Raw genomic sequence first — 25,525 nt, forward strand, 5'->3', positions numbered from 1 at the left:
AGACCACCATTTCACTAGTGAATCAAACTTTGATTTTCATTTATCGCCTTTTATCTCATTCCCATTTGAGCGAGTTTGGTTTGGTATTTATTTTGATCGACAAGAAGTCCTTGCCCTCCATAAACATCATAAGCATCTACCCAGTCACCAAGTTCTGGTACTGTGAGTCTTTCAATTCCATTTTGAGCACCTTCTAGGACAGATAATCCATTGGTCAACAAAAAGCTATACGGTAGATTGGTTGAAGTCATTCCAAAGACTTTTCCAAGTGCCTCTGATCCTGTAAAGAGCTTGGTTGGATCTTTGATCTGCTCAAGAACGGCTGACATGACTTGTTGTTGTCTCTTGGTACGACCATAGTCCCCTTCATCATCATCACGGAAGCGAGCGTAGTTCAGCAAGGTGGATCCATTCATCTGCTGTTTTCCAACTTTAATGGTTTGGGTTGGTGACTCTGTCTCTGTTGCATGAAGGTCGTCTCCGACTGTAGCTTCTGTCAGAGGTTGACCATTCAATGTTGAAAATTGAGCATCAATTGTTACTCCATCAGGGAAAAGAGTGTCAATAGCTGTTGCAAAGGCCTGGAAGTCAACTAGGGCATAGTACTTGATGTCCAAATCAAAGTTGTCTTTTAGAACCTTGCGGACCATTTCTGCCCCTTTTTGACCTTCTTGTTCCCCAAGTTCATAGGCAACATTTAGTTTGTTATCCGTCTGTTTCTGGCCATTTACAATCTTACTATACCCATCGATATAAACTAAGTTATCACGCATAAAGCTGACTAGCTTAATCTTCTTATCCGAACCACTGACATTGAGAACCATGATTGTGTCTGTACGGGTCTCCGCACTATTTTGACCAATTCGGCCATCTGTCCCCATGATTAGGATATTCACGCCATCTTTGGTATCCTGACCGTTAAAGACTTCTACTTGGGCTGCCTTGGCATCAGCTGGTTTATTGCTTGGATTGGCTGCCGAATGAAAACCTCGAAGAAACATGAAAATCATCCCTGCAGCAAGGCAAGTTATCAATAGCAAGAACCAAGTCAGTATTCGTTTGAAGCGAATTCTTCTTTTTTTCTTTTTGACTTTAGGCAGAGGAGCTACCTTTTCACGTCTCTTAGATCGGCTTCTACTGCCATAAGTCGGAAGATCAATATCTCTACCCCAAGTTTCTTCTTTTTCTTCTTGGTAGAAATGGTGAACTTCAGATTTGGGACCTGTCATTTTTTGCTGGAGATAGTCAAACTCCCTCCGTTCACGGTCGTTGAGGTAATGAATATTTTTGAAGAGATAGTCATAACGTAACTGCTCGTGATGACTTAAAGGATTTTCTTTGCTCATTGACTCTCCTTTTCTATATCAGTTATGGTAAAAATCGGGTAGGTTCCCAGTATCTTGTGCTGGATCCCAATGGCCTCTAGTTCTTGTCTGGCAAAATGAACCAGCTCTTTGTCACTATAATCCACATCGATGATGAAAAAGTATTCACCTAGTGCCGTTTTGAGGGGACGACTTTCTATCTTGGTTAAGTCAATACCTCGCCAAGCAAAGGTTGAAAGCGCCTTGTAGAGGGCACCTGGAAGGTTGTCTGGTAAGGTTATGGCCAAACTCATTTTTTCAGTTTGTGATTGCGAAGGGATAGCGGGAATCTCAGACCCTAACACCCAAAAACGTGTGAAATTGGCTTCCATTTCCTGAATATCCTCTGCAATCAATTCCAAGCCATATTCTTCAGCTGAACTTCTAGGAGCAATGGCTGCGTATGGCTGGTCTGGATGCTCTGAAATAAAGCGAGCTGCATAGGCGGTACTGGCTGATACCTCAATTTTGGCCTCTGGATAGTGCACATCGATGAATTTCTTTCCTTGAGCCAGAGCCTGAGGATGGGAAAAGATTTTCTCAATTTTTGACTGACCTGGAACCACCATCAACTGCTGGTGAATGGGTTGAACAATTTCTGCAACTGCTTGGATGCGAGCCTGATGAAAAAGATAGTCCAAACTTTCATGGACACTACCCTCAATAGAATTTTCAACTGGCACTACAGAATAGTCCACCAAGCCCTGTTCATAGGCCTTGATAACATCTGTGATATTGGCAAAAGCCTGCAATTCCTCTTTGGGAAAGGCTGTCTGCACAACATGATGCGAAAAAGATCCCTTGGGACCTAGATAGGCAATTTTCATCTCAGTTCCTCTATAATTTCCTCTGGGCATAGCTTGGTCACATCTAGAACACGACTGGCTACTTCCTCATACCAAGCCTGTCTTTCTTGAAAAATCTCTCGCAACTCTTCCTTGCTCTTGTTGAGAAAAAGTGGCCGTTGATTGTCCTTATCAGCTGAAATACGTTGGTAAAGGGTTTCAAAATCTGCTTTCAGATAAATGTTATCAGGATTAGTCTTAAGCAAGTCACGATTTCTCTGAGAAATGACCACTCCTCCGCCAGTTGACACAACTCGGTCTGTTTTTAGTAAGTCAGCTAGGACTTCTGACTCTATTTGACGAAAGGCCGCTTCTCCCTTTTCAGCGAAAAAATTTGCAATCGACATCCCTAGTCGCTCTTCTATAAGAGCATCCATGTCAACAAAGTCAGCATCCAATCCTCTTGCGATTGTGGATTTGCCAGCCCCCATAAATCCGAGAAATATCTTAGCCATGAATCAAGCTCTCCAAATCATCAAAGAAGCTAGGATAACTGGTATTGATGGCTTCTGCACGGTCAAGTTCCACATCTCCATCAGCAACCAAGAGGGCTGCGATGCCCGTCATCATTCCGATACGGTGGTCACCAAAGGTATTGACTCTAGCACCATGAAGGGAGGATTTCCCTTTGATAATCATTCCATCTGCTGTAGGTGTGATTTCCGCGCCCATGCTATTCAAGGCGTCAGCCACCACCTGAATGCGGTCGGTTTCTTTGACTTTAAGTTCCTCTGCATCCTTGATAACCGTCACTCCTTGTGCTTGGGTAGCAAGAAGGGCAATAATGGGCAATTCATCAATCAAACGTGGAATCAAGGCTCCACCAATCTCCGTTCCTTTCAAATCAAAGGACTCGACAGTTAGGGTTGCAGATTTTGCGACTGGATCAATTTCAGTTATTTGTAGTTTTCCACCCATGGCGCGAATGACATCAAGAATCCCTGTGCGTGTTTCATTGATACCAACGTTCTTAAGTTCCACACGAGAATCTGGAACAATTAAACCAGCGACTAGCCAAAAGGCTGCACTGGAGATATCTCCTGGGACAACTACCTTTTGTCCAGTCAGTTGTTGCGGCCCTTGGACTGTGATTTTCTTTCCGTCCACACTTAATTGACCACCAAATTGCTGTAGCATATCTTCGGTGTGGTTACGAGTACATTCTTTCTCGATAATAACTGACTCCCCCTGAGCTTGCAAAGCCGCAAACATCAAGGCTGACTTGACTTGGGCAGATGCTATTGGCAACTCATAGTGAATCGGTTTTAAATTTTTCGTCCCTTTTAAGCGAAGAGGGGGCAGGTCTCGCTCAGTTTGCCCTGAAATACTAACGCCCATTTTTTTCAATGGAAGGGTCACGCGATCCATAGGACGTTTAGAAAGACTGTCATCACCGAACATCTCTACTTCAAAGTCTGCACCGGCAAGGACACCTGAAATCAGGCGAATCGAGGTGCCAGAATTTCCCATATCCAATGCATTTTTTGGTGTTTTTAAGCCATCCATCCCAACACCTTGAATCGTAATCACACCGTCTTTATCCTCAATCTCTACACCAAGGTCACGAAAAACTTGAATAGTCGAGAGCACGTCCTCACCACGCAGAATATCATACACCTTGGTCTCACCATCAGCCAAACTTCCAAAGATAATCGAACGATGGCTAATAGACTTGTCACCTGGAACTCGGATACTGCCATGTAAGTGGCGAATGTTTGTTTTTAGTTTCATAGTTGACCTCGTACTTGCAATACTTTTTCTTATTTTATCATAAAAAGTCAGAAATTTCTTAAAAATTCCTGACTTTATGATAGTTAATAATATTTTTTCAATACACTTTTACCTTTTTGATTTATTGCAACCTGAAGCTTTTTAATAGCAATTCTTTTTCACTTTCAATTTACCAGCTATCTGAAGAGCCACCACCATCAAATCCTCCGCCATCCCAATCATCAGAAGACCAAGATGAACTAGAACTACCAGTATCATATCCAGATGTGGAAGAATCTAATCTACAATAAGAACTTGACTGTACTCTTTGTGAAGCATAGTAGCTTTTTTTGAGCTCGGAAGTCCAAGAAGCATTCTTCACAAAATCTTTATCGTTTGGATAGAGTTTTCCCTTCCCATTATAAGAGTATTGAGAGCGGTTCAGCCTATCTAGTTGCTTTCTTTTAACTTCTGCATAGTATGCTTCTATCAGTAATGTAGTCCAAGTACCATTAGGCAGAAAACCTTTTGAGTCTGGATAGAGTTTATTATATCCTGCGTAGTTATATTGAGACCTAATTAAACGCTTATTTTTTTTGTAGTAAGATTTACGTTCTTCAGTCCACGTATCGTTAGGTACAAAGTCAGGAAAATCTGGATACAGCTTCCCCTTTCCCTCGTACTCATACTTAGAAAAGCGACATCTTTTTAAGTACCTGAACCACGTTACTAAACTTAGTAAAAGAACGAACATTAGATAGAACAGTATCGGAAACGGAATGTAATCGAAATACTTACTAAGGCCTTCTTTATGTTTTAATGATTTTTCATCGATTTTTGGAAGCCAACTATTCTTATTCTCTTTCTTGTTTATGATTTCAGCTTTTCCAGATTCGGCTTTAGAAATACCTACTAGAATTCTGTTAAGAGCATCAGTATATTTCCCTTCTTTCATGTAAGGCTTCGAATCATTTAGTAAAGAACTGGCCTTCGAGTCAGGAAGCCAAATTGCTGCTTCGTTGGATGTTTCAATACGAAACTTCCTATCCTTTATAGCAATAGCGATTAAAATTCCACTATTGGAATCTTGTTTCCCAATTTTCCATTTGCGTGCAACCTCATTGGCTACCTCTTCGATACTGGAACCTTCCATGGTTTCTACAATGTAAATACCTACTTGGGTTTCACTTCCATCATTCATACTCTCTAACGTTTCTGCAACACTAGTGGTTAAATAACCATTAGGATCGTATATACCATTTAAAGGCCGATCTGGAACAACCATATTAGCCGCCACTAGCGGCATAAAAAAGAATAAAGGGATAATTAAGAGTAAAAATAACTTTTTCATAGGAGATCCCCCACAAGACTAATCAGTTAAATTGATTTCAGGGAAAAACTTTGCATCTTTCTCTGTTCCAATTAACTCAGCTCTATAGTTAGAAACTTTCAAATTTGTTTTGCATTTTGATTATTAGTAAAGACAATCATTCCCACAGTCATTATTAAACAGACCAGGCTAATAATTCTAGCTTATACAGTAGTTATCGATAATAAAAATACGATTGAGAAAATACCGATAAATCATAAACAAATTAAATTTTTTATTTTAGCAATTCTGAAATCGGTTCAAAAACAATTCGTTCAATATCTGATAGATAAATAGACAATTGTTGTTGTTTGTTAAAGAAGCTTGAAACTAGGTCGTTCCCTTCAATTTGCTTACCAATAGAATCCATCTTTTCTTGGAAAGATGCATCTGGCATTTGTCCAGTTTGCGCCATGACTTGGATTTCTTGCTGGAAAGCAAGATAGTCTGCAAAAATCTTGCTAGCTTGTTCATCTGCTTGGATGGCATCTTTGGCTGCCTTGACAGACTTGTATTCTGGTAATTCGCGTAGACCTCGACTGAGTTCATTTGCACTATCATAAATATTTGACATGATTTTCTCCTTATTTGATGACGACTGTGTAGTCCGTATTTTCTGAAATTAAGCGCTCAGCTCGTTCCAGATCCTGAGCATTTTTAAAGGAAATTTGTAGAATCCCGTGAACATCTTCACGGTTTTCTTCGTTGATGTGGATATTAACCAAAGAAGTCCCACGAAGTAATTCCAAGATCCGCAAGATAACATCTTCCTCATCGGGAACATCGACATAGAGGTCATAAGAACTATCCACACCACCACGTTTATGGATTTCCATAGCCTGACGTTGCTCACGCGCTTGGTTGAAAAAGTCCCAAATCCGCTCTTCTTCCCCCTTGCTAATAGCCTGACCAATCTCATCTAAGCGTTCCTTGAAATCCTCAATCCGCTCTAGGATAGTCTCGCGATTGGACAAGAGAATGGAAGTCCACATACCTGGTTCACTCTCTGCAATCCGGGTCATATCTCGAAAACCACCCGCCGCAAAGCGCCTTGTCATCTCATGTTCTTGAGCATAGACTGCTGTTTGCTCCATGAGACCTGATGCCAAGATATGGGGGAAATGGCTAATCTGTGAAGTTACTTGATCGTGCTCCTTGGCATCAATTTCAATGAAACGAGCATGGAGACCAGAAAGTAGGTCCTTCATTTCTGAAAGGGTTTCTGGGATGGTCAAACTCGATGGAGTAAAGATATAGTAGGCATTTTCAAAGAGATTAACATCGGCAGAGGCAGCTCCTGTCTTGTGGCTACCAGCCATGGGATGAGCCCCAACAAAACGAATTGACTTGCCAGCCAAGTATTCCTCAGCAACTTCCACAATGGCAGCCTTGGTCGAGCCAGCATCTGAAATAATGACGCCTTCTTTCAAGTTCAAACCTGCCAACTCCTGAATGAAAGCAATGGTCTGCTTGATCGGCAAGGTCAGAATGATGACATCTGCCAGAGGAGCAAAACTGGCAAAATCATCCGTCGCACGGTCAATCATACCTTCTTTCAAGGCAATATCTCTCGAAGCTTGACTGCGATTGTAGCCTAAAATTTCATAATCAGGATGATCACGCTTGATACCGAGTGCCATCGAGGCACCAATCAAACCGAGACCTGCGATATAGACTGTTTTTGCCATAGGAACTCCTTAATAGTTCTTTGTATACTCACGGTGTTTGGCTACCGCTTCTTTTAATTCTTCTAGATTATCGGAAGAGAATTTTTCAAGAATTTCCTGCGCTAGAACTGTTGCCACAACGGCTTCCATAACCACACCTGCTGCTGGAAGAGCAGTTGGATCACTTCTCTCCACAGTTGCCTTGTAAGGTTCGTGAGTCTCGATATCCACACTCATCAATGGTTTATAGAGAGTGGGAATGGGTTTCATGACACCTCGAACAACGATAGGTTGCCCATTGGTCATACCACCTTCGAAACCACCTAGATTATTGGTACGACGGGTATAGCCGTTTTCTTTAGACCAGAGAATTTCGTCCATGACTTGGCTACCTTTAAGGTAACCAGCTTCAAAGCCAAGACCAAATTCCACCCCTTTAAAGGCATTGATAGAAACAACTGCTTGGGCCAATCGCGCATCCAATTTTCTGTCCCATTGAACAAAGGAACCAAGGCCAACTGGAACGCCTCCGACGACTGTCTCCACAACCCCACCGATGGTATCACCGTCACGTTTGATTTGGTCAATATAGTCCTTGATTTCTTGTTCTCGCTCTTGGTTGACAATAGAAACTTCAGACTGGGCAGCTCGTTGCTTAATCTCAGCGACTGTCAGATTTTCAGGTACATCGATTTCCTTGCCACCAAAGACCACGACATGGTTGGCAATCTCCATATCTAGTTCAGCTAAGAGGCGCTTAGCTACTGCTCCAACTGCTACTCGCATGGTTGTTTCACGAGCTGATGAACGCTCCAAAGAATTTCGCAAATCGTCAAAGCGGTACTTGATGCCCCCAACTAAGTCGGCGTGACCTGGACGAGGATGAGTGATTTTCCGCTTGCTTTTGAGGCGGTCTTCAATGTCCTCTGCAGACATGATATCCAACCATTTTTGGTGGTCCTTATTGATGACATCCATGGTAATGGGAGCCCCTGTCGTCCTCCCATGGCGAACACCCGAGGTAAAGACAACCTGGTCACTCTCGATTTTCATACGACCACCACGTCCGTATCCACCCTGACGACGTTTCAGATCCTCATTGATGTCCTCTGCTGTCAAAGGAAGTCCAGCAGGAATTCCTTCAATGATAGCTGTCAGACGGGGTCCATGTGATTCTCCCGCAGTTAAATATCTCATAGGCTCTCCTTATTTTACCAAGTAGTCTTTCATCTCTTCCAGAGAAACTGGATGAATGGTCGCCGAACCAAGCTCTGGCACCAAGACCAATTTCAAGGTGTTCCCACGCGCTTTCTTGTCATGAGTCAAAGCCTGATAAAGCTTTTCAATATCCCAGTTTTCATAATCAACTGGCAAGCCAAATTTCTGGCACATAGCTGTGATGGACTGGGTTATTCCTTCTGGCATAAGACCTTTTTCCTCAGCAACCTTGGAAATCTGCACCATCCCCATGGCCACGGCCTCACCATGCATGACTTTGCCATAACCGGCCGTTGCTTCAATGGCATGACCAATAGTGTGCCCAAAATTGAGGTAAAGACGAACACCGTTATCCAACTCATCTTCAACCACCATCTTCCGCTTAACCTGACAAGAATGTTCAATCAAAGTCTCTGCATATTCTAATATGCTCTCAATAGAGCCATCCAGTTCCGTCAAGAGAGCCCACAGTTCTGGATCCTCAATCAAGCCGTACTTGATAACCTCACCCATCCCTTCAATCAACTCCCTTTTTCCGAGTGTTTCAAGGACCAGCGGGTCAATCAGAACCCCATCTGGTTGGGCAAAAGTTCCCACCATATTTTTAGCAAATGGAGTATTGACACCCGTCTTTCCACCGATAGAAGAATCAACCTGGGCAGTCAAACTAGTCGGAATCTGAACAAGGTGAATGCCCCGCATATAGGTAGAGGCTACAAAACCAGCCAAGTCCCCAACGACACCACCACCGAGAGCCACGATCCCATCGCTACGTGTCAAACCCTGCTTAACTAGAAATTCATAAACTTTCTGAACAGTGGTTAAATTTTTTCGTTCTTCGCCTTCTAAAAAGTCAAAAACAGCTACCTGAAAACCAGCATCTTCTAGGCTGAGTTTAACCTTCTCTGCATAGAAAGAAGCTACATGGTTATCTGTCACAATGACTACCTTTTGTGGTTGCCAGAGTTCTCGCAACCATTGACCTGCTTGCGATAGACAACCTTTTTCAATCTGAATATCATAAGGATGATGCGGAATATCGATTCTGATTTTCATAGGTGGGTCTCCTTTTCACTATTTATATTTTTCTGTCAAGGACTGCCAAATCTCTTCAGTCGGCATTTCTTTACCTGTCCACAGTTGAAAAGCTTCAGCAGCTTGATAGAGCAACATTCCAAGGCCATTGATTGCTTGATTCCCCTGACCTTTGGCCCATTTCAAAAATGGTGTTTCAAAGGGTTGGTAAATGATATCTGCCGCCAAGAGAGTTTCTGGTAAGACTATAATTGTCGGAACTGGGGACGACTGGCCATCCATCCCCACACTAGTAGCATTGACGAGCAGGTCCGACTTGGCAATCTTTTCTTGCAGTTCAGAAAGATCTTCTAAAGCATACAAGTCCACTTTAAATCCTGTTTGCTCCTGCAACTTGTCTAGATAAGGTCTTGTTTTTTCCATGGAAACTGAACGAACAAAGACTGAAATCTGACTGACGTCATCCAAAATAGCCTGTGCCAAAATAGCCTTGGCTGCTCCACCTGCTCCTAGCAAGGTCATCCTTTTACCTGAAATTGTAAAAGAAGGCAAGCTCTTAAAGAATCCCTTGCCATCTGTATTATATCCAATTAAATTGCCATTATCATTGACAACTGTATTAACCGCCCCAATCAAACGTGCCTCATCACTCAACTCATCCAGACAAGGAATCACCTGCTCCTTGTACGGCATGGAGAGATTGATCCCAAACATCTGGTAGCGACGAATATTAGCGACTGTTTCTCCCAAGTCACCTGCTTCAATTTCCCAAGCGAGATAGACACCATTAGTAGCAGTCGCTTTAAAGGCACTATTGTGAATGAATGGTGACATAGAGTGTTTTATTGGATTTGCAACAACAGCTGCCATACGTGTATAGCCATCAAGCTTCATCCAAAATCTCCCTGATTTTCTTCATGTTTGATAGAGAAATCTGACCTGGGGCACTCGCTTCATCCAGACTAGCAAATGACCAACTCGAACCCGTCACATCTGAAGTAATGCGTGATACCTTGCCCATTTTCCCCATGGAAATGGTCACGTACTCTTGCTCAGGATTGAGTGTTTTAAATCCTCGTGTGTAGTTCATCAAGTCTAAAACATCTTGCTCCGTATGGGCCATAACTGATACCTTGACCACTTTTGGAGAGAGACTGGTCAACTCAGACAGGATTTCCATCATGTTTTCAGGTGTCTCCTGGAAATTATGATAACTCAAAACTAGATTTGGAAAATCCAACATTTCCTCAAAAACGTCCTTGTAACTGAAATACTCGAAATCTACATAATCCGGCTGATAGAGTTGAGTAACTTCCTTGATGATTTGAACATACTCTTCTGAGGAAAGTTCGATTTCTCCTCCCTCAGCGCGAGTCCGAAGGGTAAAGACCAGTTCGCGTCCTGCAAATTTCTCAAAGATAGCGGGTGCTACCTGTAAAATAGCGTCCTTTGCAAGAAAGTCCGCACGCCACTCAATGATATCGGCATCTTCATACCTAGTGGCATCCAGTTCTTGCGCTTCTTCTAAACTTTTTGGCATTACTGAGACGACTAATTTCATGTACTAACCTTCATACTAATCACCTTGAGGTAATTACTGCTTTCATCTTTTTTATTATAGGCAAAGTCTGCTGGAAGGCCATATTGGTTCAAGATCTGATACCTTCTTCCTGCAAAACCTTTATCAATTTGTTCTGTAAATTTCTGGCGGGAAACATTGGCAGCATTAGTACTGGCAATGATAATCCCTCCCGGATTTAAAATTTCTAGACTCTGGGAAATCAGCTTGTGATAGTCCTTCGCCACAGAAAAAGTTTGTTTTTTATTGCGGGCAAAGCTTGGCGGATCAAGAACAATCACATCATAGGTCAAGCCTTTTCGCTTGGCATACTTAAAGTACTTAAAGACATCCATGACGATAAAACGATGATTGTCCGTGCTGAGTCCATTTGCCTGAAAATGTGCCTCTGACAACTCTCTGGACCGTTTGGCCAAGTCGACAGAAGTCGTCTCATTCGCGCCTCCCATAGCTGCAGCAACTGAAAAGGCAGCCGTGTAGGAAAACATATTGAGCAAGGATTTACCCATGGCTAGACCATCCACCAAACTCCCACGAACCTCATGTTGGTCCAGAAAAATACCTGTCATCAAGCCATCATTCATAAAGACTTGATAGAGCACGCCATTCTCAAGAACAGTAAAATAGTCTGGCGCTTCCTCACCATAAACATGGGCAGACTCGTAATCTAGACCTTTAAAACGAATCTTTTCATAAGCCCCCAAGACCTCAGGAAAAACTTCCTTAAAAGCCTTTATGATCAGCTCACGAATCTGATAAACATAGGAGTTGTACCAAGAAAAGACAGCATAATCTCCATAGAGATCAACAGTCAGACCACCAAAACCATCCCCCTCTTGGTTAAAAAGGCGAAAGGCAGTAGTCAAGTCATCTTGATAATAAGGCTTTCTAGCTTCCTTGGCCTTACGAAACAGAGATTCAAAGAAGATTTGGCTAAAGCTAACCTTTTCCTTGCTGATGAACCAACCAATTCCCTTGTTCTGCTGGGAAAGATAGGCGCTCCCTAAAAACTCTCCGCCTTGACTAAGAACTTCCACTTCTTGATCCGTCAGTTCAATATCTCTTAAATCACTTGCTTCCAAAAGAACTAGACCCTTAGCTAGCTTTTTTTCAACACGTCTGCTGACCCTAATTCCATTCATAGCTACTATTATAGCAAATTTTATGATAATTCTCAAAAAAGAAACCGCTTATCCATTTTTACTTTAGTTTACTAAGTGCCATTTTTGTTAAAATAAGTTTACTCAATTTATTTTTTCTCCTAAACATTCTTTCTCTAGCAATGGGAAGGAAATAGCCGTCTTTAAAAATAGACAATTTCAGAAATGGGTATAGAAAGTTGCGCAAACGTTTGCCTGGCGTTAAACTTTATGATAGAATAAAGAACAAGATTGACAAGTAAGAGGAAAAATCATGCAAAATCAAACACTTATGCAATACTTTGAGTGGTATCTGCCTCACGACGGCCAACACTGGACGCGACTGACAAATGATGCAGAGCACCTAGCCCATTTGGGAATTAGCCACGTATGGATGCCACCAGCCTTCAAGGCTACAAATGAAAAAGATGTGGGTTACGGGGTATATGACCTATTTGACCTAGGTGAATTTCACCAAAAAGGGACTGTCCGTACCAAGTATGGGGTTAAAGAAGACTATCTTCAAGCCATTCAAGCCCTAAAGGCTCAGGGAATTCGACCTATGGCCGATGTGGTGCTCAATCACAAGGCTGCAGCCGATCACATGGAATCCTTTCAGGTTATTGAAGTGGACCCTGAGGACCGTACCGTTCAACTAAGCGAGCCCTTCACCATCAATGGTTGGACTCACTTTACTTTCGATGGTCGTCAAAATACCTACAATGACTTCCACTGGCACTGGTACCACTTCACAGGTACAGACTACGATGCCAAACGCCGTAAATCTGGCATTTACCTGATCCAAGGGGACAACAAGGGCTGGGCAAACGAGGAATTGGTCGATAATGAAAACGGCAACTACGACTACCTCATGTATGCCGACCTAGACTTTAAGCATCCTGAAGTGATCAAAAATATCTATGACTGGGCTGACTGGTTCATGGAAACGACTGGTATTGCTGGTTTCCGCTTGGATGCCGTCAAACACATTGACTCTTTCTTTATGCGCAATTTCATCCGTGATATGAAGGAAAAATACGGTCAAGATTTCTATGTTTTTGGGGAATTTTGGAACCCAGACAAGGAGGCTAATCTAGACTACCTTGAAAAAACGGAGGAACGTTTTGACCTTGTCGATGTTCGTCTCCACCAGAATCTCTTTGAAGCTAGTCAGGCTGGAGCAAGCTACGACCTTCGTACTATCTTTACTGATAGCTTAGTTGAACTAAAACCCGATAAGGCTGTGACCTTTGTCGACAACCACGATACCCAAAGAGGTCAAGCCCTTGAGTCTACTGTTGAAGAATGGTTCAAACCAGCAGCCTATGCCCTTATTCTATTACGCCAAGATGGTCTTCCATGTGTCTTTTACGGAGATTATTACGGCATTTCAGGGCAATATGCTCAACAAGATTTCAGAGAAGTTCTTGATCGTCTCCTAGCCATTCGAAAAGACTTGGCCTATGGAGAGCAAACAGACTACTTTGATGATCCTAACTGTATCGGATGGGTCCGTTCAGGTGCTGAACATCAATCTCCAATCGCAGTCTTGATTTCAAATGACCAAGAAAATAGCAAGTCTATGTTTGTCGGGCAAGAATGGGCTGACCAAACTTTCGTAGATTTACTTGAAAACCACCACGATCAAGTTACAATCAATGCTGACGGTTATGGAGAATTTCCAGTAGCAGCGGGTTCAGTCAGTGTCTGGGCAGCAAAATAAACCTATCAGTTACAAGTCAAATCCAACCGGATTTGGCTTTTTTGTATGCACAAAAAGACCTACCCAAATGGATAGATCTTTATTGTCTTATAATTTACCAGCTACTGCATCCAAGAGTTCTTGGATTTTCGCTTGGTTGCTTCCTCCTGCCATGGCCATGTCTGGTTTACCACCACCACGTCCATCGACGATTGGAGCCAATTCTTTGACAAGGTTTCCTGCATGCACATCTTTTGTCTTGCTAGCTACAAGAACATTGACTTTGTCACCAATAGCGGCAACTAGGACAAGGACATCAGAGTAGTCTTTTTGTTTCCAGTTATCCGCAAAGGTACGAAGGGCACCTGAATCTGAAACAGAAACTTGGCTTGCAATGTAACGGTGGCCATTAACTTCCTTCACGTCCTTGAAGACATCACCCGCCGCTGCAGCTGCTACTTTTTCCTTCAATTCTGCATTTTCTTTTTGCAATTGACGGAGTTGCTCTTGAAGTCCTTCTACTTTATGAGGTACTTCCTTGAGTTGAGGTGCTTTCAAGGTTGCAGCAACAGCTTTAAGGGCATCTTCTTGTTCACGATAGGCTTCAAAGGCTTCCTTACCAGTTACTGCCAAGATACGACGAGTTCCTGATCCAATCCCTTCTTCTTTAACAATCTTGAAGAGTCCAATCTCAGAAGTATTGCCAACGTGAGTTCCACCACAAAGTTCCACTGAGTAGTCACCAATCGTAACAACACGAACTTCTTTACCGTATTTCTCACCAAAGAGGGCCATAGCTCCCATTTCTTTAGCAGTGTCAATATCTGTCTCAACAGTTTCTACTGCAATTGCTTCCCAGATTTTCTCATTGACCTGTTGTTCAATAGCACGCAATTCTTCTGGAGTCACGGCTTGGAAGTGAGTGAAGTCAAAACGAAGGAATTCTACTTCGTTCAGAGATCCTGCTTGTGTCGCATGGTGACCAAGGATATTGTGAAGGGCAGCGTGAAGCAAGTGAGTCGCAGTGTGATTTTTCATGACACGGTGACGACGATTGCTGTCGATGGCCAAGGTGTATTCTTGGTTCAAAGCAAGCGGAGCAAGAACTTCAACAGTATGAAGAGCTTGTCCGTTTGGTGCTTTTTGAACATCTGTTACAGTAGCCACAACCTTACCTGACTCGTCCAATATTTGACCGTGGTCAGCTACCTGTCCACCCATTTCAGCGTAGAATGGAGTCTCTGCAAAGATGAGAGAGGCAGTTCCTTCTGAAACAGCTTCGACTTCAGCATTGTCAGCTACAATAGCCACCAACTTAGAAGGCAATTGGCTGGCATCGTAGTTGAAGACACTTTCCACTGTAATGTTTTGGAGGGTTTCATTTTGCATTCCCATTGAGCCACCCTTAACAGCAGATGCACGCGCACGCTCTTGCTGCTCTTTCATGGCTGCTTCAAAACCTTCACGGTCTACAGTCATACCAGCTTCTTCAGCGATTTCTTCTGTCAATTCCACTGGGAATCCATAAGTATCGTAGAGTTTGAAAACATCTGAACCAGCAATGACCGTTTGACCTTTTTCTTTCAAGTCTGCTACGATAGTTTCTGCAAAGTGTTGACCTGAGTGAAGGGTACGAGCAAATGACTCTTCTTCGCTCTTGACAATCTTTTCGATAAAGTCACGTTTTTCAAGCACTTCTGGGTAGTAGCTTTCCATGATTTTTCCAACAGTTGGAACGAGTTTGTAAAGGAAAGGCTCGTTGATACCCAATTTTTGGCCATGCATTGAAGCACGACGAAGAAGACGACGAAGTACATAACCACGACCTTCATTTCCTGGAAGAGCGCCATCACCGATGGCAAATGAAAGGGAACGGATGTGGTCAGCGATGACCTTGAAGCTCATGTTGTCGCCATCTTGGTCATAGACCTTACCAGACAATTTCTCAACTTCACGGATAATCGGCATAAAGAGATCCGTTTCAAAGTTTGTCTTAGCCCCTTGAATAACCGCCACCAAACGCTCCAAACCAGCTCCCGTATCAATGTTCTTGTGCGGTAATTCCTTGTACTCGCTACGAGGAACAGCAGGGTCTGCGTTAAATTGTGACAAAACGATGTTCCAGATTTCGATGTAACGGTCATTTTCGATATCTTCTGCAAGAAGACGAATACCGATATTTTCTGGATCAAAGGCTTCTCCACGGTCAAAGAAGATCTCTGTATCTGGTCCAGAAGGTCCAGCACCGATTTCCCAGAAATTATCCTCGATTGGGATCAAGTGACTTGGATCTACACCAACAGCAATCCAACGATTGTATGAATCTTTGTCATCAGGGTAATAGGTCATGTAGAGTTTTTCAGCTGGAAAATCAAACCATTCTGGGCTTGTCAAAAGCTCATAAGCCCAAGTGATAGCTTCATCACGGAAGTAATCCCCGATAGAGAAGTTCCCCAACATTTCAAACATAGTATGGTGACGCGCAGTTTTTCCGACATTTTCGATGTCGTTGGTACGGATAGCCTTTTGCGCATTGGTGATACGTGGATTTTCAGGTTTGATAGTCCCGTCAAAGTATTTCTTAAGAGTTGCCACTCCTGAGTTGATCCACAAAAGAGTTGGGTCGTTTACTGGAACCAAACTCACTGATGGTTCTACAGAGTGACCTTTGCTTGCCCAGAAGTCAAGCCACATTTGGCGAACTTGAGCACTAGATAGTTGTTTCATAATATCTCCTTATTTACTTATTTAATTTGATTGGCTTTCCAGCATTTCCACATAGTCAATCGCGACACAAAGGGAAATGACTAGGTCTGCATAAGAGTCTTCATAGACGGTTACGTTGTAAGTCGATGTTAAATGGAAAATCTCTTTCCTAATCTCGGCGACAAGCTGATCACGATCATCTAGTAATTTGAAATTCAAATCCCAGATATTGCCTTCAATACGAAGACCGAGGTTGTCAAATTCATACTTATCTCGCCAGAAGGTCAACTTCTTACGAATGACGAAATTTGACCCGTCCCGTAACTGGATATTAAAGCGAGGAAGTAAGGTGAAAAATTCTTTGCTGATTTCACTAACCTGCTCACCATAGGCGTCATAGATGGTAAAGGTTTTAGGAATTTGGAAAAATGATCCCTCCACCTGATAGTTCACTACTCCTCTATCATCCTTGATATCAAAGCGTTCGCCTCCAAGACGAAACTTTTGTTTCACGAGAAATGTCTTCATAAACACCTCCAAAAATCAAAAGACAAGCTCACATCACGAAGGGCGAAAAGCCGCGGTACCACCTTCATTCAATGAACTTGTCATTCTCTTATTCTTATGCAATTGTCTGATTGAGTAGCATGATTTCCTAGCTTAGATGGCTCGCAGCACCGCCATTTCTCTGGGCTAAGACAACTGAAAATCAATTCTCAACTCTAGTATTATATCGTTTTTGAAGGAGTTCGTCAAGGTTAATGCCCAACTCATTTCTTTAGAAGTTTCCCAAATATTATATGGGCGATAAGCCACAAGAAACTTCCAACCAATAAGAATTGACCTAAAACAATGAGATAATCCAAAATTGAGACCAACTTATACCATCCACTAAATAGAAGACAGGGAAGAACAGTAAAAAGCATAATGATAAAATGTGTAATAGATTGTTTAAATAGCGACCATTTTTCAATTTCATAAATTACCGAGGATGATGCTATCGAGGTAGCAATAATACCAACCAAAAATGTACTTTTAACCTGAAAAATATCAATCCCTTGAAGTCTTATAAAAATTGCTAAACTGGTCATAATGACAAAAGGAATAATTCCTCTAAAAATAGCTTTTTTAATCATAACTACTACCTCAATCATAAGCTAAAATGCCTTTAACTCTATCGAAATTATAGCATAATTAAGTATATTTTTCTACTAATTCATGATCTATTTTAATAAATAACCTAGCCATAAAATGGTTAATTTTTTATGGCTAGGTTTTATTTTTTTGTCTGATTGAAATTATTTCCGATAGTAGATAAGCTCCTATTTCCGGTACATTTTAAACTGTAGGAAGAGGTCGCTATATTTGCCTGTCCATTTATGGTCAAACTTCTCATAAACTTCTAGGTTTTTCATGGTATCAGCGTCTGGATAGAAGGACTTGTCTTCTTTGGTCTCCTCTGGGAGCAATTCCTTGGCTGTGTTATTTGGTGTTGCATAGCCGACATATTCTGCATTTTTAAGAGCATTTTCGGGTTTTAGCATAAAGTTGATAAAGGCATAGGCGGCATCTTGGTTTTTCACGGTTTTTGGAATGACCATGTTGTCAAACCAGAGATTGCTGGCCTCTGTCGGAACGACATACTTGAGGTTAGGATTTTTCTCCAACATCTGGCTGGCTTCCCCAGAAAAGGTTACGCCGATAGCCGCATTGTTCTGGATCATATAGCCCTTCATCTCGTCAGCCACGATGGCCTTGATATTTGGAGTCAGTTTGTAGAGTTTATCTACTGTCTCTTCCAACTGCTGAGGATCCTTTGAGTTGAGGCTGTAACCAAGTGAGTTAAGCCCGAGTCCCAGCACCTCACGCGCTCCATCAAAGAGCATGATAGAATCCTTATACTCTGGCTTCCAGAGGTCATCCCAATGCTCAGGTGCCTCATCTACCATGGTTTCATTGTAGACAATTCCCAAGGTACCCCAGAAATAAGGAATAGAGAATTTATTACCTGGGTCAAAGGACTGGTTGAGGAACTCTGGTCCGATATTTTCGATTCCTTCAATTTTTGAATAATCGAGTGGTACCAAGAGGTCTTCGTCCTTCATCTTGTTGATCATGTACTCACTTGGGATAGCTATATCGTAGGTTGTTCCACCCTGCTTGATTTTGGTATACATGGCTTCGTTGGAATCAAATGTTTCGTACTGGACTTGGATCCCTGTTTCTTCTGTGAATTGCTCCAAGAGTTCGGGATCAATGTAGTCGCCCCAGTTGTAGATAACCAATTTCTGACTATCTCGACTGTTGATTTTACTATCTAGATGATGAGCAACTCCCCACAAGACAAGGATAATCGCTGCAATTCCTGCTAAAAATGAATAGAGTTTTTTCATGCTTGCTCCTCCTTCTCACGTGAGATAAAGTAATAACCTACAACTAGGATAATACTAAAGAGAAAGACAAGGGCAGATAGGGCATTGATTTCTAGAGAAATCCCCTTCCGAGCCCGAGAGTAAATCTCGACTGACAGGGTTGAAAAGCCATTTCCCGTTACAAAGAAGGTCACAGCAAAGTCATCCAGCGAATAGGTGAAGGCCATGAAATAACCTGCAATGATAGACGGTGTCAGGTACGGAAGCATGATTTCCTTGAACATCTGAAACTGGCTGGCACCTAGGTCATAAGCCGCGTGAATCATATCACCATTCATTTCCTTGAGACGAGGCAAGACCATCAAGACCACTATTGGGATGGAAAAGGCCACGTGACTAGATAGAACCGTCAAAAAGCCAAGTGAAAACTTCAGCTGGGTAAAGAGAATCAAGAAGCTGGCACCAATCATAACATCAGGAGCAACCATGAGGATATTATTGAGTGATAAAAAGGCTTCTTGGTATTTCTTACGAGACTGGTAGATATAAATAGCACCGAAAGTTCCGATAATGGTCGCAATCAAGGCTGATAGAAAGGCCAAGAAAAAGGTTTGAGTGAGGATCAACATAAGGCGACCATCACCAAACATGGTTTTAAAATGACTCAAGCTAAAACCAGTAAAGCTGTTCATATCATCGCCAGCATTAAAGGCATAACCAATCAAGTAAAAAATTGGCAGATAAAGGATAAGAAAGACAAAGGCTAGGTAGAGATTGGCAAATTTTTTCATCGTTCTCTCCTTTCCTTGGTCACCCACATGGTGAGAAACATGGTCAGGATAAGAATCACGCCGATGGTTGAACCCATACCGTAGTTGTCATTGGTCAGGAAGTTCTGCTCAATAGCTGTTCCTAAGGTGATAACGCGGTTACCACCAATCAAACGTGTCAGCATGAAGAGACTCAAACTTGGGATAAAGACAGATTGGACTCCACTTCGCACTCCATTCATAGACAGAGGGAAAATAACGTGGCGGAAGGTTTCCCACTTGGTCGCACCGAGGTCATAGCTGGCATTGATGAGATTATTGTCCATATCATCCAAGACATTGAAGATCGGCAAAATCATAAATGGAAGCTCGATGTAGCTTGCGACAAAGATAAAGGAGAAATCTGTAAAGAGCAACTGTTGTGAACCGATTCCGATGAATTCCAAGAATTGGTTAATAGACCCATTTTGACCAAAAATCCCAATAAAGGCATAGGCCTTAAGGAGTAGGTTGATCCATGTAGGCAGGATAATCAGCATGAGCCAGAGTTGACGGTGCTTGAGACGAGTCAAAAAGAGGGCTGTTGGATAGCTGATAAGAAGTGTCACTAGAGTTACAATTCCAGCATAGAGCACAGAGTTGAAGCTCATTTTGAGGTAGGTCAAGTTTTGTGACGCAAAGTAAGATTTATAGTTTTCTAAACTGAACTGGCCTTCAATGTTGAAAAAGGATTGCCCAAAAATCAAGACCAGAGGTGCCAATACAAAGAGTGCAATCCAAAGCATGTAGGGCACTACAAAGAGTTTAGAGGTTGTTTTCTTCATCTCTTTCCTCCTCGATCGCGTTAATCAGACCTGCTTCTTGCTCTTCGATTTCTACGTACTCTTCGATACGAGCATCAAACTCTTCTTCGGTTTCGTTGAGACGCATGATGTGGATGTCTTCTGGTTCAAAGTCCAGACCGATTTCCTCACCAACGATGGCCTTACGAGTTGAGTGGATCATCCATTCATTTCCAAGTTCGTCATAGGCGATGATCTCATAGTGAACCCCACGGAAGAGCTGGGTATCAACCTTAACTTGGAGCTTGCCTTCTTCAGGAAGGGTAATGCGCAAGTCCTCTGGACGAATGACAACCTCAACTGGCTCATTTGGCTTCATCCCCCCATCGACCGCTTCAAAGCGTTTGCCGTTAAACTCAACCAAGTAGTCCTCAATCATGGTTCCTGGCAAGATGTTGGACTCGCCGATAAAGGTAGCAACAAAGTGGTTGATTGGCTCATCGTAGATGTCCACAGGCGTTCCAGACTGGACAATCTCGCCATCATTCATAACAAAAATCCAGTCACTCATGGCAAGGGCTTCTTCCTGATCGTGAGTGACAAATACGAAGGTAATTCCCAATCGTTGTTGCAATTCACGCAGTTCGTACTGCATGTCTGTTCGCAATTTCAAGTCCAGCGCTGACAAAGGCTCGTCCAGCAAGACCACACGGGGTTGGTTGATGATAGCACGGGCAATGGCCACACGCTGACGTTGTCCTCCAGAGAGTTTACGGATGGAACGTTTTTCATAACCTTCCAACTGAACCATCTTGAGAACTTCTGCTACGCGTTGTTCGATTTCTTTCTTGTCGATTTTACGCAAGCGGAGGGGAAAGGCAACATTTTCAAACACATTCATATGTGGAAACAAGGCATAGGATTGAAAGACGGTATGAACATCACGTTTATTGGTTGGGATATCATTGATCCGCACCCCATCCAGTAAAATATCCCCTGTCGTCGCATCCAGTAAACCTGCAATGATGTTTAGGATGGTTGATTTCCCTGAACCAGATGCGCCTAGTAGGGTGTAGAACTTCCCTTCTTCCAACTCAAAGTTAATGTCTTTGAGAACCTTGGTGTTGCTGTCTTCAAAAACTTTAGAGACGTTTTTGAATTCAATAATTGGTTTTTTCAATTGTCATAAATTCCTTCTTTTTCATAAATTAACAGATCAGGGCTCTGTCAGGCCACTACTACCTCGTGTAGGAGATTGAACTGCCTACATGCATCTTCGCTAACAATAGGCTTTCACCCCCTTTCCATTGACATAGTAGCAGCTTTTCTGCCTAAATTTTATTCTTTCTCACCCAAGATTCGGACTTCTCTCTCAAGGGTGACGCCTGAGTGTTTCTTGACTTTTTCAATAACAGATTGGATCAAGTCCTCGTAGTCTTTAGCTGTACCGTCAGCAACATTAATCATAAATCCTGCGTGTTTCTCAGATACTTCAACACCACCGATACGATAGCCCTTCAAGCCAGCCTCTGAAATCAACTGACCTGCAAAATGACCAACAGGACGCTTAAAGACCGAACCACAAGATGGGTATTCTAGAGGTTGTTTGAGTTCACGTAGGTGCGTCAAGCGATCCATTTCTTGCTTGATAATCTGATAATTCCCTGGAGATAGGGCAAATTTAGCTGACAAAACAACAGCTCCAGAATCTTGAACAGCTGAATGGCGGTAACCAAAAGCCAATTCCTTGGCAGATAAGGTCTCGATTTCCCCTTCCTTGGTCAAAATTTGACAAGACTGCAAGATATGGGCAATCTCTCCTCCATAGGCACCCGCATTCATAAAGACCGCACCGCCGACGCTCCCTGGAATGCCACAAGCAAACTCGAATCCAGTCAAACTATGACGGAGGGCAATACGTGTCGTTTCAATCAAGTTGGCCCCAGCTTCCGCTTCAATGGTATAGCCATCAACTGAAACGTTATTAAGCTTGTCACACAAGATGACAAATCCACGAATTCCACCGTCACGAACGATGATATTGCTGGCATTCCCTAGCACCATCCAAGGAATATTCTCTTGATTGGCAAATTGAACGACACGCGCCATCTCATAGCGATTCCGTGGCAAAACCAGATAATCCGCTCGTCCCCCTACCTTAGTGTAGGTATAGAGCTTCAAGGGTTCCTTAAAACGAATATCAATTCCTTCTAATTGTTCTTGTATTCTAGTTACTAATGTCATATCTCTCATCCTTTTGTAAAGTGATTTCATTATACCATTTTTAAAGATTTTTGACGACTGGAAATTTCTGTATCCAATCTTCACATAAAAAAAGAGGTCACCCTCTTTTTATGATTTTTTCCAAAATGTAGATTTTGTTAGCCAGACAAGAGCTATAAGTTCTGCGAGAAGAATGAACTCAACTAAAAGTGGATTTGTAATCCATCCCACTTGAGATAGAGCTGGAGCTAAGTCAAACAAAGCATGCAAGCCATAGGCAGCAACGAGATAGATCCATTTCTTTTGGATGACACTTTGGTAAACCCAGACAGTAAGGCTAATTTGAAGAACCAGAGCAAGCACACGCTCAACCCCTAGTAGATAGACCTGCCATGCTGATAGAGACTGAACTGTTTCTAATGTACTCTTTGTAAGAAGATTCGCCGCATCAGAGTTTGAAGATTGTAGGAGTGAAAAGAGGATCAAAAGGCTAATCAAACTTCCCATTCCGAGGTAGAGCATCTCCAAACCTCCATGTCCTAAACCATAAGCCAAAGCATCTCTATCTTCCAACTTTCTCTTTTTCTCCAACCATTTAAAAAAGATAAAACGGGCCGTCTCTTCAAAGAGGGCTGCCATAGCGATCCCATAAAGGACGTATAAGAAAGGATGCTCCTGCGCGAGTAAAATGGTTCCGTCTTTTTGCGGATGAAGTACCAGAAGGTGAACCATCTTCTCTAACACTTGAGAAGAAACAAAAAATGCGATTGCCCCTAAGCCCATCACTGCAAGAGAGATTTTAAACCGTTTTTTGGCATACCAAGTTCCACTTACTAGAATGAGAACCAAAGCAACCATGGTAAGGATAATATGTACTGTCATCTTTTTCTCCTATTCTGACTTATCAATATCTTTCTTCATCTCGTCAACGTTAAATTTCGCAAATAAATACTGGCGATCTTGGACTGGAAAACGTTGGTCCAACTGGTCGACTGCCCCAACCTCGATCATTCCTTCTTTGATAACAAAGTCCATCACATGCCCACCAAAGGTCAAGTCATCTGAGATAAAATGCAAATGGTAGCCTGCAACACTCACCCCATGGAAAATCTCCGGTGTCCAAAATCCAACAATGGTTCCCGATACATTTTCACGGCTATATTCAGGTTGGTGAGTCGCAACCTCAGCAAACTTGGTGTCTGTTGTTGATTTGGGAATCATCCGCACATGCATTTGTGAAAATTCACCATGAATCTTGATAGAGCGAAAGAGATTTTCCCCATCATAGTAGGACTCAATTCGCTTTTCCAATTCCTTGTCCGTCATCTCAAAGCGCTGACGAAAAATCACTTCTGCTTGATGAGGGACCACTGCTGCATAGGGAATAAGAGCATCCGCTGCCACCTCGACGATTTCAGGCGTTTGACCAGATCCCTTGGCTTGGTAAGCCTTGCCATCAAGGACAATCAACTCCCCATCAATCGAATCCAAAGTTCCCAATCCGAGGTCACCATGTTCCAGCAATTCTCCTACTGTCATGGTTCCACCATAGAGACCTGCCATTAGGGCACCTAGAGTATTGTATTGAAATAATTTTACCGGTTCCTGCAATTTTCTATCCATTCTCTTTCTTATCTTCTTTTCAATGAATCATTATACTTTCTAAGTATACCACATTTGCTCCTAGTTGTGAAAGGGAGAAATGCTTTTCCCATTGCAAAGGAGGCAAAAAAAAGGTACAATGTAACAAAATCAACGGAGGTCTGGAATGAAGAAAGAAAGTAAATACCAAGCAGTCGTTTCCTTTCTCAAAAAAGGAATCGAATCAGGAAAATTCCCAACAGGTAGCCGACTTCCCTCTATCCGTCAACTGAGCCAAGACTTCCACTGTAGCAAGGACACTATCCAACGAGCCCTACTGGAATTGCGCCATGAACAATACCTCTATGCCAAACCTCAGAGTGGTTACTATGTTCTGGAACAAGGACAGCATCAGGACTTGGAAATCGAAGTCACTGATGAACATGCCAGTGCCTATGACGACTTCAGAATCTGCGTCAATGAAACCCTAATTGGAAGAGAAAACTACCTCTTCAACTATTATGACAACCAAGAAGGACTTGAGGAACTGAGACAATCTGTCCATCAACTTCTTTTCAACCAAGCCCTCTACTGCAAACCCGACCAACTGGTTCTGACTTCGGGCACCCAGCAAGCTCTCTTTATCCTTTCTCAGATCAACTTCCCAAGTAAGGGAGAGGAGATTTTGGTCGAACAACCGACCTACCACCGAATGAACCGCCTCTTGGTCGCTCAGAGATTGGCCTACAGAACCATTGAACGCCGTATTGATGGGATTGACCTTGACGAACTAGAAGAACAGTTCAAATCTAGAGAAATCAAGTTCTTCTATACCATTCCTCGCTACCACTATCCTCTTGGACATTCCTATTCTGATCAGGAAAAAAGGGCCATTCTGGATCTAGCAAACCAGTATGGTGTTTACATCGTAGAGGATGACTATCTAGGAGATTTAGACCCTAAAAAAGGGCAGACCTTCCACTATCTGGACACTGAGGATCGGGTCATTTATATCAAGTCCTTCTCAACCAGCCTCTTTCCAGCCCTTCGTATTACCGCTCTCATTCTCCCAAATGCCCTAAAAGAGGCTTTTGTTTCCTACAAAAATATCCTGGACTATGACAGCAATCTCATCATGCAAAAGGCGCTCTCTCTTTATATTGATAGTCAGTTATTTGAAAAAAATCGATTGGCCCGTCTTACCCTTCAAGAGAACTATCAGACTCGGATGAAGGAGCTACTTGAAAAAAACACCTGTCCCTTGCCTTACTATCCTCTACATGATGGCCTTCTGCTTGATTTGAGACACTATCCTAAGATTGGCAGTCTCAAACACAGCTCACTCAAACTAGACTTTTTTGAGAAGGCTTATTTGGACGCCTGTCCTTATCAGTTTGCCAAAGTCTCGCTCGAAAATCTAGAAGAGTTATTGGAATACATAAAAGCAGAATTGGATTAAATTC

At 42.5% G+C, this 25,525-nt stretch carries 24 protein-coding genes; 2 read left to right on the top strand and 22 right to left on the bottom strand.

Annotated elements, in window-relative coordinates:
• Positions 1-50 precede the first annotated feature (50 nt).
• The 12 genes from I2H52_RS04065 to I2H52_RS04120 form a co-directional block, all read right to left on the bottom strand.
• Entirely contained in the window at positions 51-1,346 is a 1,296-nt protein-coding gene (locus tag I2H52_RS04065; protein ID WP_045617372.1) for an LCP family protein, read from the bottom strand.
• Positions 1,343-2,191, bottom strand: a complete 849-nt coding sequence (gene pheA / locus I2H52_RS04070; protein WP_195594366.1) for a prephenate dehydratase — start codon at positions 2,189-2,191, stop codon at positions 1,343-1,345. Before pheA ends, I2H52_RS04065 begins: the two co-directional genes overlap by 4 nt.
• A complete protein-coding gene (locus I2H52_RS04075; RefSeq protein WP_045617374.1) occupies positions 2,188-2,664 on the bottom strand; it encodes a shikimate kinase in 477 nt (158 codons plus the stop codon). The genes pheA and I2H52_RS04075 overlap by 4 nt, the downstream gene beginning before the upstream one ends.
• A complete protein-coding gene (aroA, locus tag I2H52_RS04080) occupies positions 2,657-3,940 on the bottom strand; it encodes a 3-phosphoshikimate 1-carboxyvinyltransferase (RefSeq protein WP_045617375.1) in 1,284 nt (427 codons plus the stop codon). Before aroA ends, I2H52_RS04075 begins: the two co-directional genes overlap by 8 nt.
• Before the next feature lie 169 nt (positions 3,941-4,109).
• Entirely contained in the window at positions 4,110-5,270 is a 1,161-nt protein-coding gene (locus I2H52_RS04085) for a TPM domain-containing protein (protein WP_045617376.1), read from the bottom strand.
• Between the two features lie 253 nt (positions 5,271-5,523).
• Positions 5,524-5,862: a YlbF/YmcA family competence regulator gene (locus tag I2H52_RS04090; protein ID WP_045617377.1), complete on the bottom strand. Its 339-nt coding sequence runs from the start codon at positions 5,860-5,862 to the stop codon at positions 5,524-5,526.
• 10 nt (positions 5,863-5,872) lie between these two features.
• Positions 5,873-6,976 (bottom strand): prephenate dehydrogenase, encoded by a 1,104-nt coding sequence (locus I2H52_RS04095; RefSeq protein WP_045617378.1) that lies wholly within the window; start codon positions 6,974-6,976, stop codon positions 5,873-5,875.
• Between the two features lie 9 nt (positions 6,977-6,985).
• Positions 6,986-8,152, bottom strand: a complete 1,167-nt coding sequence (gene aroC, locus I2H52_RS04100; RefSeq protein WP_045617379.1) for a chorismate synthase — start codon at positions 8,150-8,152, stop codon at positions 6,986-6,988.
• A 9-nt stretch (positions 8,153-8,161) separates the two neighbouring features.
• The gene (gene aroB, locus I2H52_RS04105; RefSeq protein WP_045617381.1) at positions 8,162-9,229 is read right to left on the bottom strand and encodes a 3-dehydroquinate synthase; all 1,068 of its coding nucleotides are present in this window, start codon (positions 9,227-9,229) and stop codon (positions 8,162-8,164) included.
• A gap of 18 nt (positions 9,230-9,247) precedes the next feature.
• Complete coding sequence (locus I2H52_RS04110) at positions 9,248-10,102, bottom strand: shikimate dehydrogenase (protein ID WP_195594367.1); 855 nt, start codon at positions 10,100-10,102, stop codon at positions 9,248-9,250.
• Positions 10,092-10,769 (bottom strand): type I 3-dehydroquinate dehydratase, encoded by a 678-nt coding sequence (aroD, locus tag I2H52_RS04115; protein WP_195594369.1) that lies wholly within the window; start codon positions 10,767-10,769, stop codon positions 10,092-10,094. Before aroD ends, I2H52_RS04110 begins: the two co-directional genes overlap by 11 nt.
• The gene (locus I2H52_RS04120; protein ID WP_195594372.1) at positions 10,766-11,929 is read right to left on the bottom strand and encodes a class I SAM-dependent rRNA methyltransferase; all 1,164 of its coding nucleotides are present in this window, start codon (positions 11,927-11,929) and stop codon (positions 10,766-10,768) included. Before I2H52_RS04120 ends, aroD begins: the two co-directional genes overlap by 4 nt.
• Positions 11,930-12,200: 271 nt before the next feature.
• Here I2H52_RS04120 and I2H52_RS04125 point away from each other — a divergent pair, with 271 nt between their 5' ends.
• Positions 12,201-13,649, top strand: a complete 1,449-nt coding sequence (locus I2H52_RS04125) for an alpha-amylase (RefSeq protein WP_045617386.1) — start codon at positions 12,201-12,203, stop codon at positions 13,647-13,649.
• 87 nt (positions 13,650-13,736) lie between these two features.
• Here the strand turns inward: I2H52_RS04125 and alaS are convergent, their stop codons facing one another.
• The 10 genes from alaS to budA form a co-directional block, all read right to left on the bottom strand.
• Positions 13,737-16,355 (bottom strand): alanine--tRNA ligase, encoded by a 2,619-nt coding sequence (gene alaS, locus I2H52_RS04130; protein ID WP_195594375.1) that lies wholly within the window; start codon positions 16,353-16,355, stop codon positions 13,737-13,739.
• Between the two features lie 21 nt (positions 16,356-16,376).
• Positions 16,377-16,862: an LURP-one-related/scramblase family protein gene (locus tag I2H52_RS04135; protein WP_045617388.1), complete on the bottom strand. Its 486-nt coding sequence runs from the start codon at positions 16,860-16,862 to the stop codon at positions 16,377-16,379.
• 242 nt (positions 16,863-17,104) lie between these two features.
• Positions 17,105-17,470 carry a DUF3021 family protein gene (locus I2H52_RS04140; RefSeq protein ID WP_195594378.1) on the bottom strand — a complete coding sequence of 122 codons (366 nt, stop codon included), beginning with the start codon at positions 17,468-17,470 and terminating at the stop codon, positions 17,105-17,107.
• Positions 17,471-17,656: 186 nt separating this feature from the next.
• The gene (locus I2H52_RS04145) at positions 17,657-18,727 is read right to left on the bottom strand and encodes an ABC transporter substrate-binding protein (protein WP_009730319.1); all 1,071 of its coding nucleotides are present in this window, start codon (positions 18,725-18,727) and stop codon (positions 17,657-17,659) included.
• A complete protein-coding gene (locus tag I2H52_RS04150; RefSeq protein WP_195594381.1) occupies positions 18,724-19,497 on the bottom strand; it encodes an ABC transporter permease in 774 nt (257 codons plus the stop codon). Before I2H52_RS04150 ends, I2H52_RS04145 begins: the two co-directional genes overlap by 4 nt.
• The gene (locus I2H52_RS04155) at positions 19,494-20,300 is read right to left on the bottom strand and encodes an ABC transporter permease (RefSeq protein WP_000754115.1); all 807 of its coding nucleotides are present in this window, start codon (positions 20,298-20,300) and stop codon (positions 19,494-19,496) included. Before I2H52_RS04155 ends, I2H52_RS04150 begins: the two co-directional genes overlap by 4 nt.
• On the bottom strand, positions 20,281-21,438 hold the full coding sequence (locus I2H52_RS04160) for an ABC transporter ATP-binding protein (RefSeq protein WP_000742901.1): 1,158 nt from the start codon (positions 21,436-21,438) through the stop codon (positions 20,281-20,283). The genes I2H52_RS04155 and I2H52_RS04160 overlap by 20 nt, the downstream gene beginning before the upstream one ends.
• A 158-nt stretch (positions 21,439-21,596) precedes the next feature.
• The gene (gene murB / locus I2H52_RS04165) at positions 21,597-22,502 is read right to left on the bottom strand and encodes a UDP-N-acetylmuramate dehydrogenase (RefSeq protein WP_195594384.1); all 906 of its coding nucleotides are present in this window, start codon (positions 22,500-22,502) and stop codon (positions 21,597-21,599) included.
• A 108-nt stretch (positions 22,503-22,610) separates the two neighbouring features.
• Positions 22,611-23,363, bottom strand: a complete 753-nt coding sequence (locus I2H52_RS04170; protein ID WP_195594386.1) for a YhfC family intramembrane metalloprotease — start codon at positions 23,361-23,363, stop codon at positions 22,611-22,613.
• Between the two features lie 9 nt (positions 23,364-23,372).
• On the bottom strand, positions 23,373-24,104 hold the full coding sequence (gene budA, locus I2H52_RS04175) for an acetolactate decarboxylase (RefSeq protein ID WP_195594389.1): 732 nt from the start codon (positions 24,102-24,104) through the stop codon (positions 23,373-23,375).
• A 145-nt stretch (positions 24,105-24,249) separates the two neighbouring features.
• On the opposite strand from budA, the gene I2H52_RS04180 reads away from it, so the two are divergent.
• Complete coding sequence (locus I2H52_RS04180) at positions 24,250-25,521, top strand: PLP-dependent aminotransferase family protein (RefSeq protein ID WP_195594391.1); 1,272 nt, start codon at positions 24,250-24,252, stop codon at positions 25,519-25,521.
• The last annotated feature ends 4 nt before the right edge of the window (positions 25,522-25,525 follow it).

Origin of the sequence: Streptococcus oralis, assembly GCF_015561235.1 — a bacterium.
Classification (GTDB): Bacteria; Bacillota; Bacilli; order Lactobacillales; family Streptococcaceae; genus Streptococcus; species Streptococcus oralis_BK.

Excerpts from the sequence above, each read along its gene's own strand:
- I2H52_RS04125 (WP_045617386.1), top strand. The coding sequence starts at position 12,201 with ATGCAAAATCAAACACTTATGCAATACTTTGAGTGGTATCTGCCTCAC.
- I2H52_RS04095 (WP_045617378.1), bottom strand. The coding sequence starts at position 6,976 with ATGGCAAAAACAGTCTATATCGCAGGTCTCGGTTTGATTGGTGCCTCG.
- I2H52_RS04155 (WP_000754115.1), bottom strand. The coding sequence starts at position 20,300 with ATGAAGAAAACAACCTCTAAACTCTTTGTAGTGCCCTACATGCTTTGG.
- aroB (WP_045617381.1), bottom strand. The coding sequence starts at position 9,229 with ATGAAAATCAGAATCGATATTCCGCATCATCCTTATGATATTCAGATT.
- budA (WP_195594389.1), bottom strand. The coding sequence starts at position 24,104 with ATGGATAGAAAATTGCAGGAACCGGTAAAATTATTTCAATACAATACT.
- I2H52_RS04075 (WP_045617374.1), bottom strand. The coding sequence starts at position 2,664 with ATGGCTAAGATATTTCTCGGATTTATGGGGGCTGGCAAATCCACAATC.
- I2H52_RS04180 (WP_195594391.1), top strand. The coding sequence starts at position 24,250 with ATGAAGAAAGAAAGTAAATACCAAGCAGTCGTTTCCTTTCTCAAAAAA.
- I2H52_RS04120 (WP_195594372.1), bottom strand. The coding sequence starts at position 11,929 with ATGAATGGAATTAGGGTCAGCAGACGTGTTGAAAAAAAGCTAGCTAAG.
- I2H52_RS04090 (WP_045617377.1), bottom strand. The coding sequence starts at position 5,862 with ATGTCAAATATTTATGATAGTGCAAATGAACTCAGTCGAGGTCTACGC.
- aroC (WP_045617379.1), bottom strand. The coding sequence starts at position 8,152 with ATGAGATATTTAACTGCGGGAGAATCACATGGACCCCGTCTGACAGCT.
- I2H52_RS04065 (WP_045617372.1), bottom strand. The coding sequence starts at position 1,346 with ATGAGCAAAGAAAATCCTTTAAGTCATCACGAGCAGTTACGTTATGAC.
- I2H52_RS04110 (WP_195594367.1), bottom strand. The coding sequence starts at position 10,102 with ATGAAGCTTGATGGCTATACACGTATGGCAGCTGTTGTTGCAAATCCA.
- I2H52_RS04170 (WP_195594386.1), bottom strand. The coding sequence starts at position 23,363 with ATGACAGTACATATTATCCTTACCATGGTTGCTTTGGTTCTCATTCTA.
- I2H52_RS04085 (WP_045617376.1), bottom strand. The coding sequence starts at position 5,270 with ATGAAAAAGTTATTTTTACTCTTAATTATCCCTTTATTCTTTTTTATG.
- pheA (WP_195594366.1), bottom strand. The coding sequence starts at position 2,191 with ATGAAAATTGCCTATCTAGGTCCCAAGGGATCTTTTTCGCATCATGTT.
- aroD (WP_195594369.1), bottom strand. The coding sequence starts at position 10,769 with ATGAAATTAGTCGTCTCAGTAATGCCAAAAAGTTTAGAAGAAGCGCAA.
- murB (WP_195594384.1), bottom strand. The coding sequence starts at position 22,502 with ATGACATTAGTAACTAGAATACAAGAACAATTAGAAGGAATTGATATT.
- I2H52_RS04150 (WP_195594381.1), bottom strand. The coding sequence starts at position 19,497 with ATGAAAAAATTTGCCAATCTCTACCTAGCCTTTGTCTTTCTTATCCTT.
- I2H52_RS04145 (WP_009730319.1), bottom strand. The coding sequence starts at position 18,727 with ATGAAAAAACTCTATTCATTTTTAGCAGGAATTGCAGCGATTATCCTT.
- I2H52_RS04140 (WP_195594378.1), bottom strand. The coding sequence starts at position 17,470 with ATGATTAAAAAAGCTATTTTTAGAGGAATTATTCCTTTTGTCATTATG.
- I2H52_RS04135 (WP_045617388.1), bottom strand. The coding sequence starts at position 16,862 with ATGAAGACATTTCTCGTGAAACAAAAGTTTCGTCTTGGAGGCGAACGC.
- aroA (WP_045617375.1), bottom strand. The coding sequence starts at position 3,940 with ATGAAACTAAAAACAAACATTCGCCACTTACATGGCAGTATCCGAGTT.
- alaS (WP_195594375.1), bottom strand. The coding sequence starts at position 16,355 with ATGAAACAACTATCTAGTGCTCAAGTTCGCCAAATGTGGCTTGACTTC.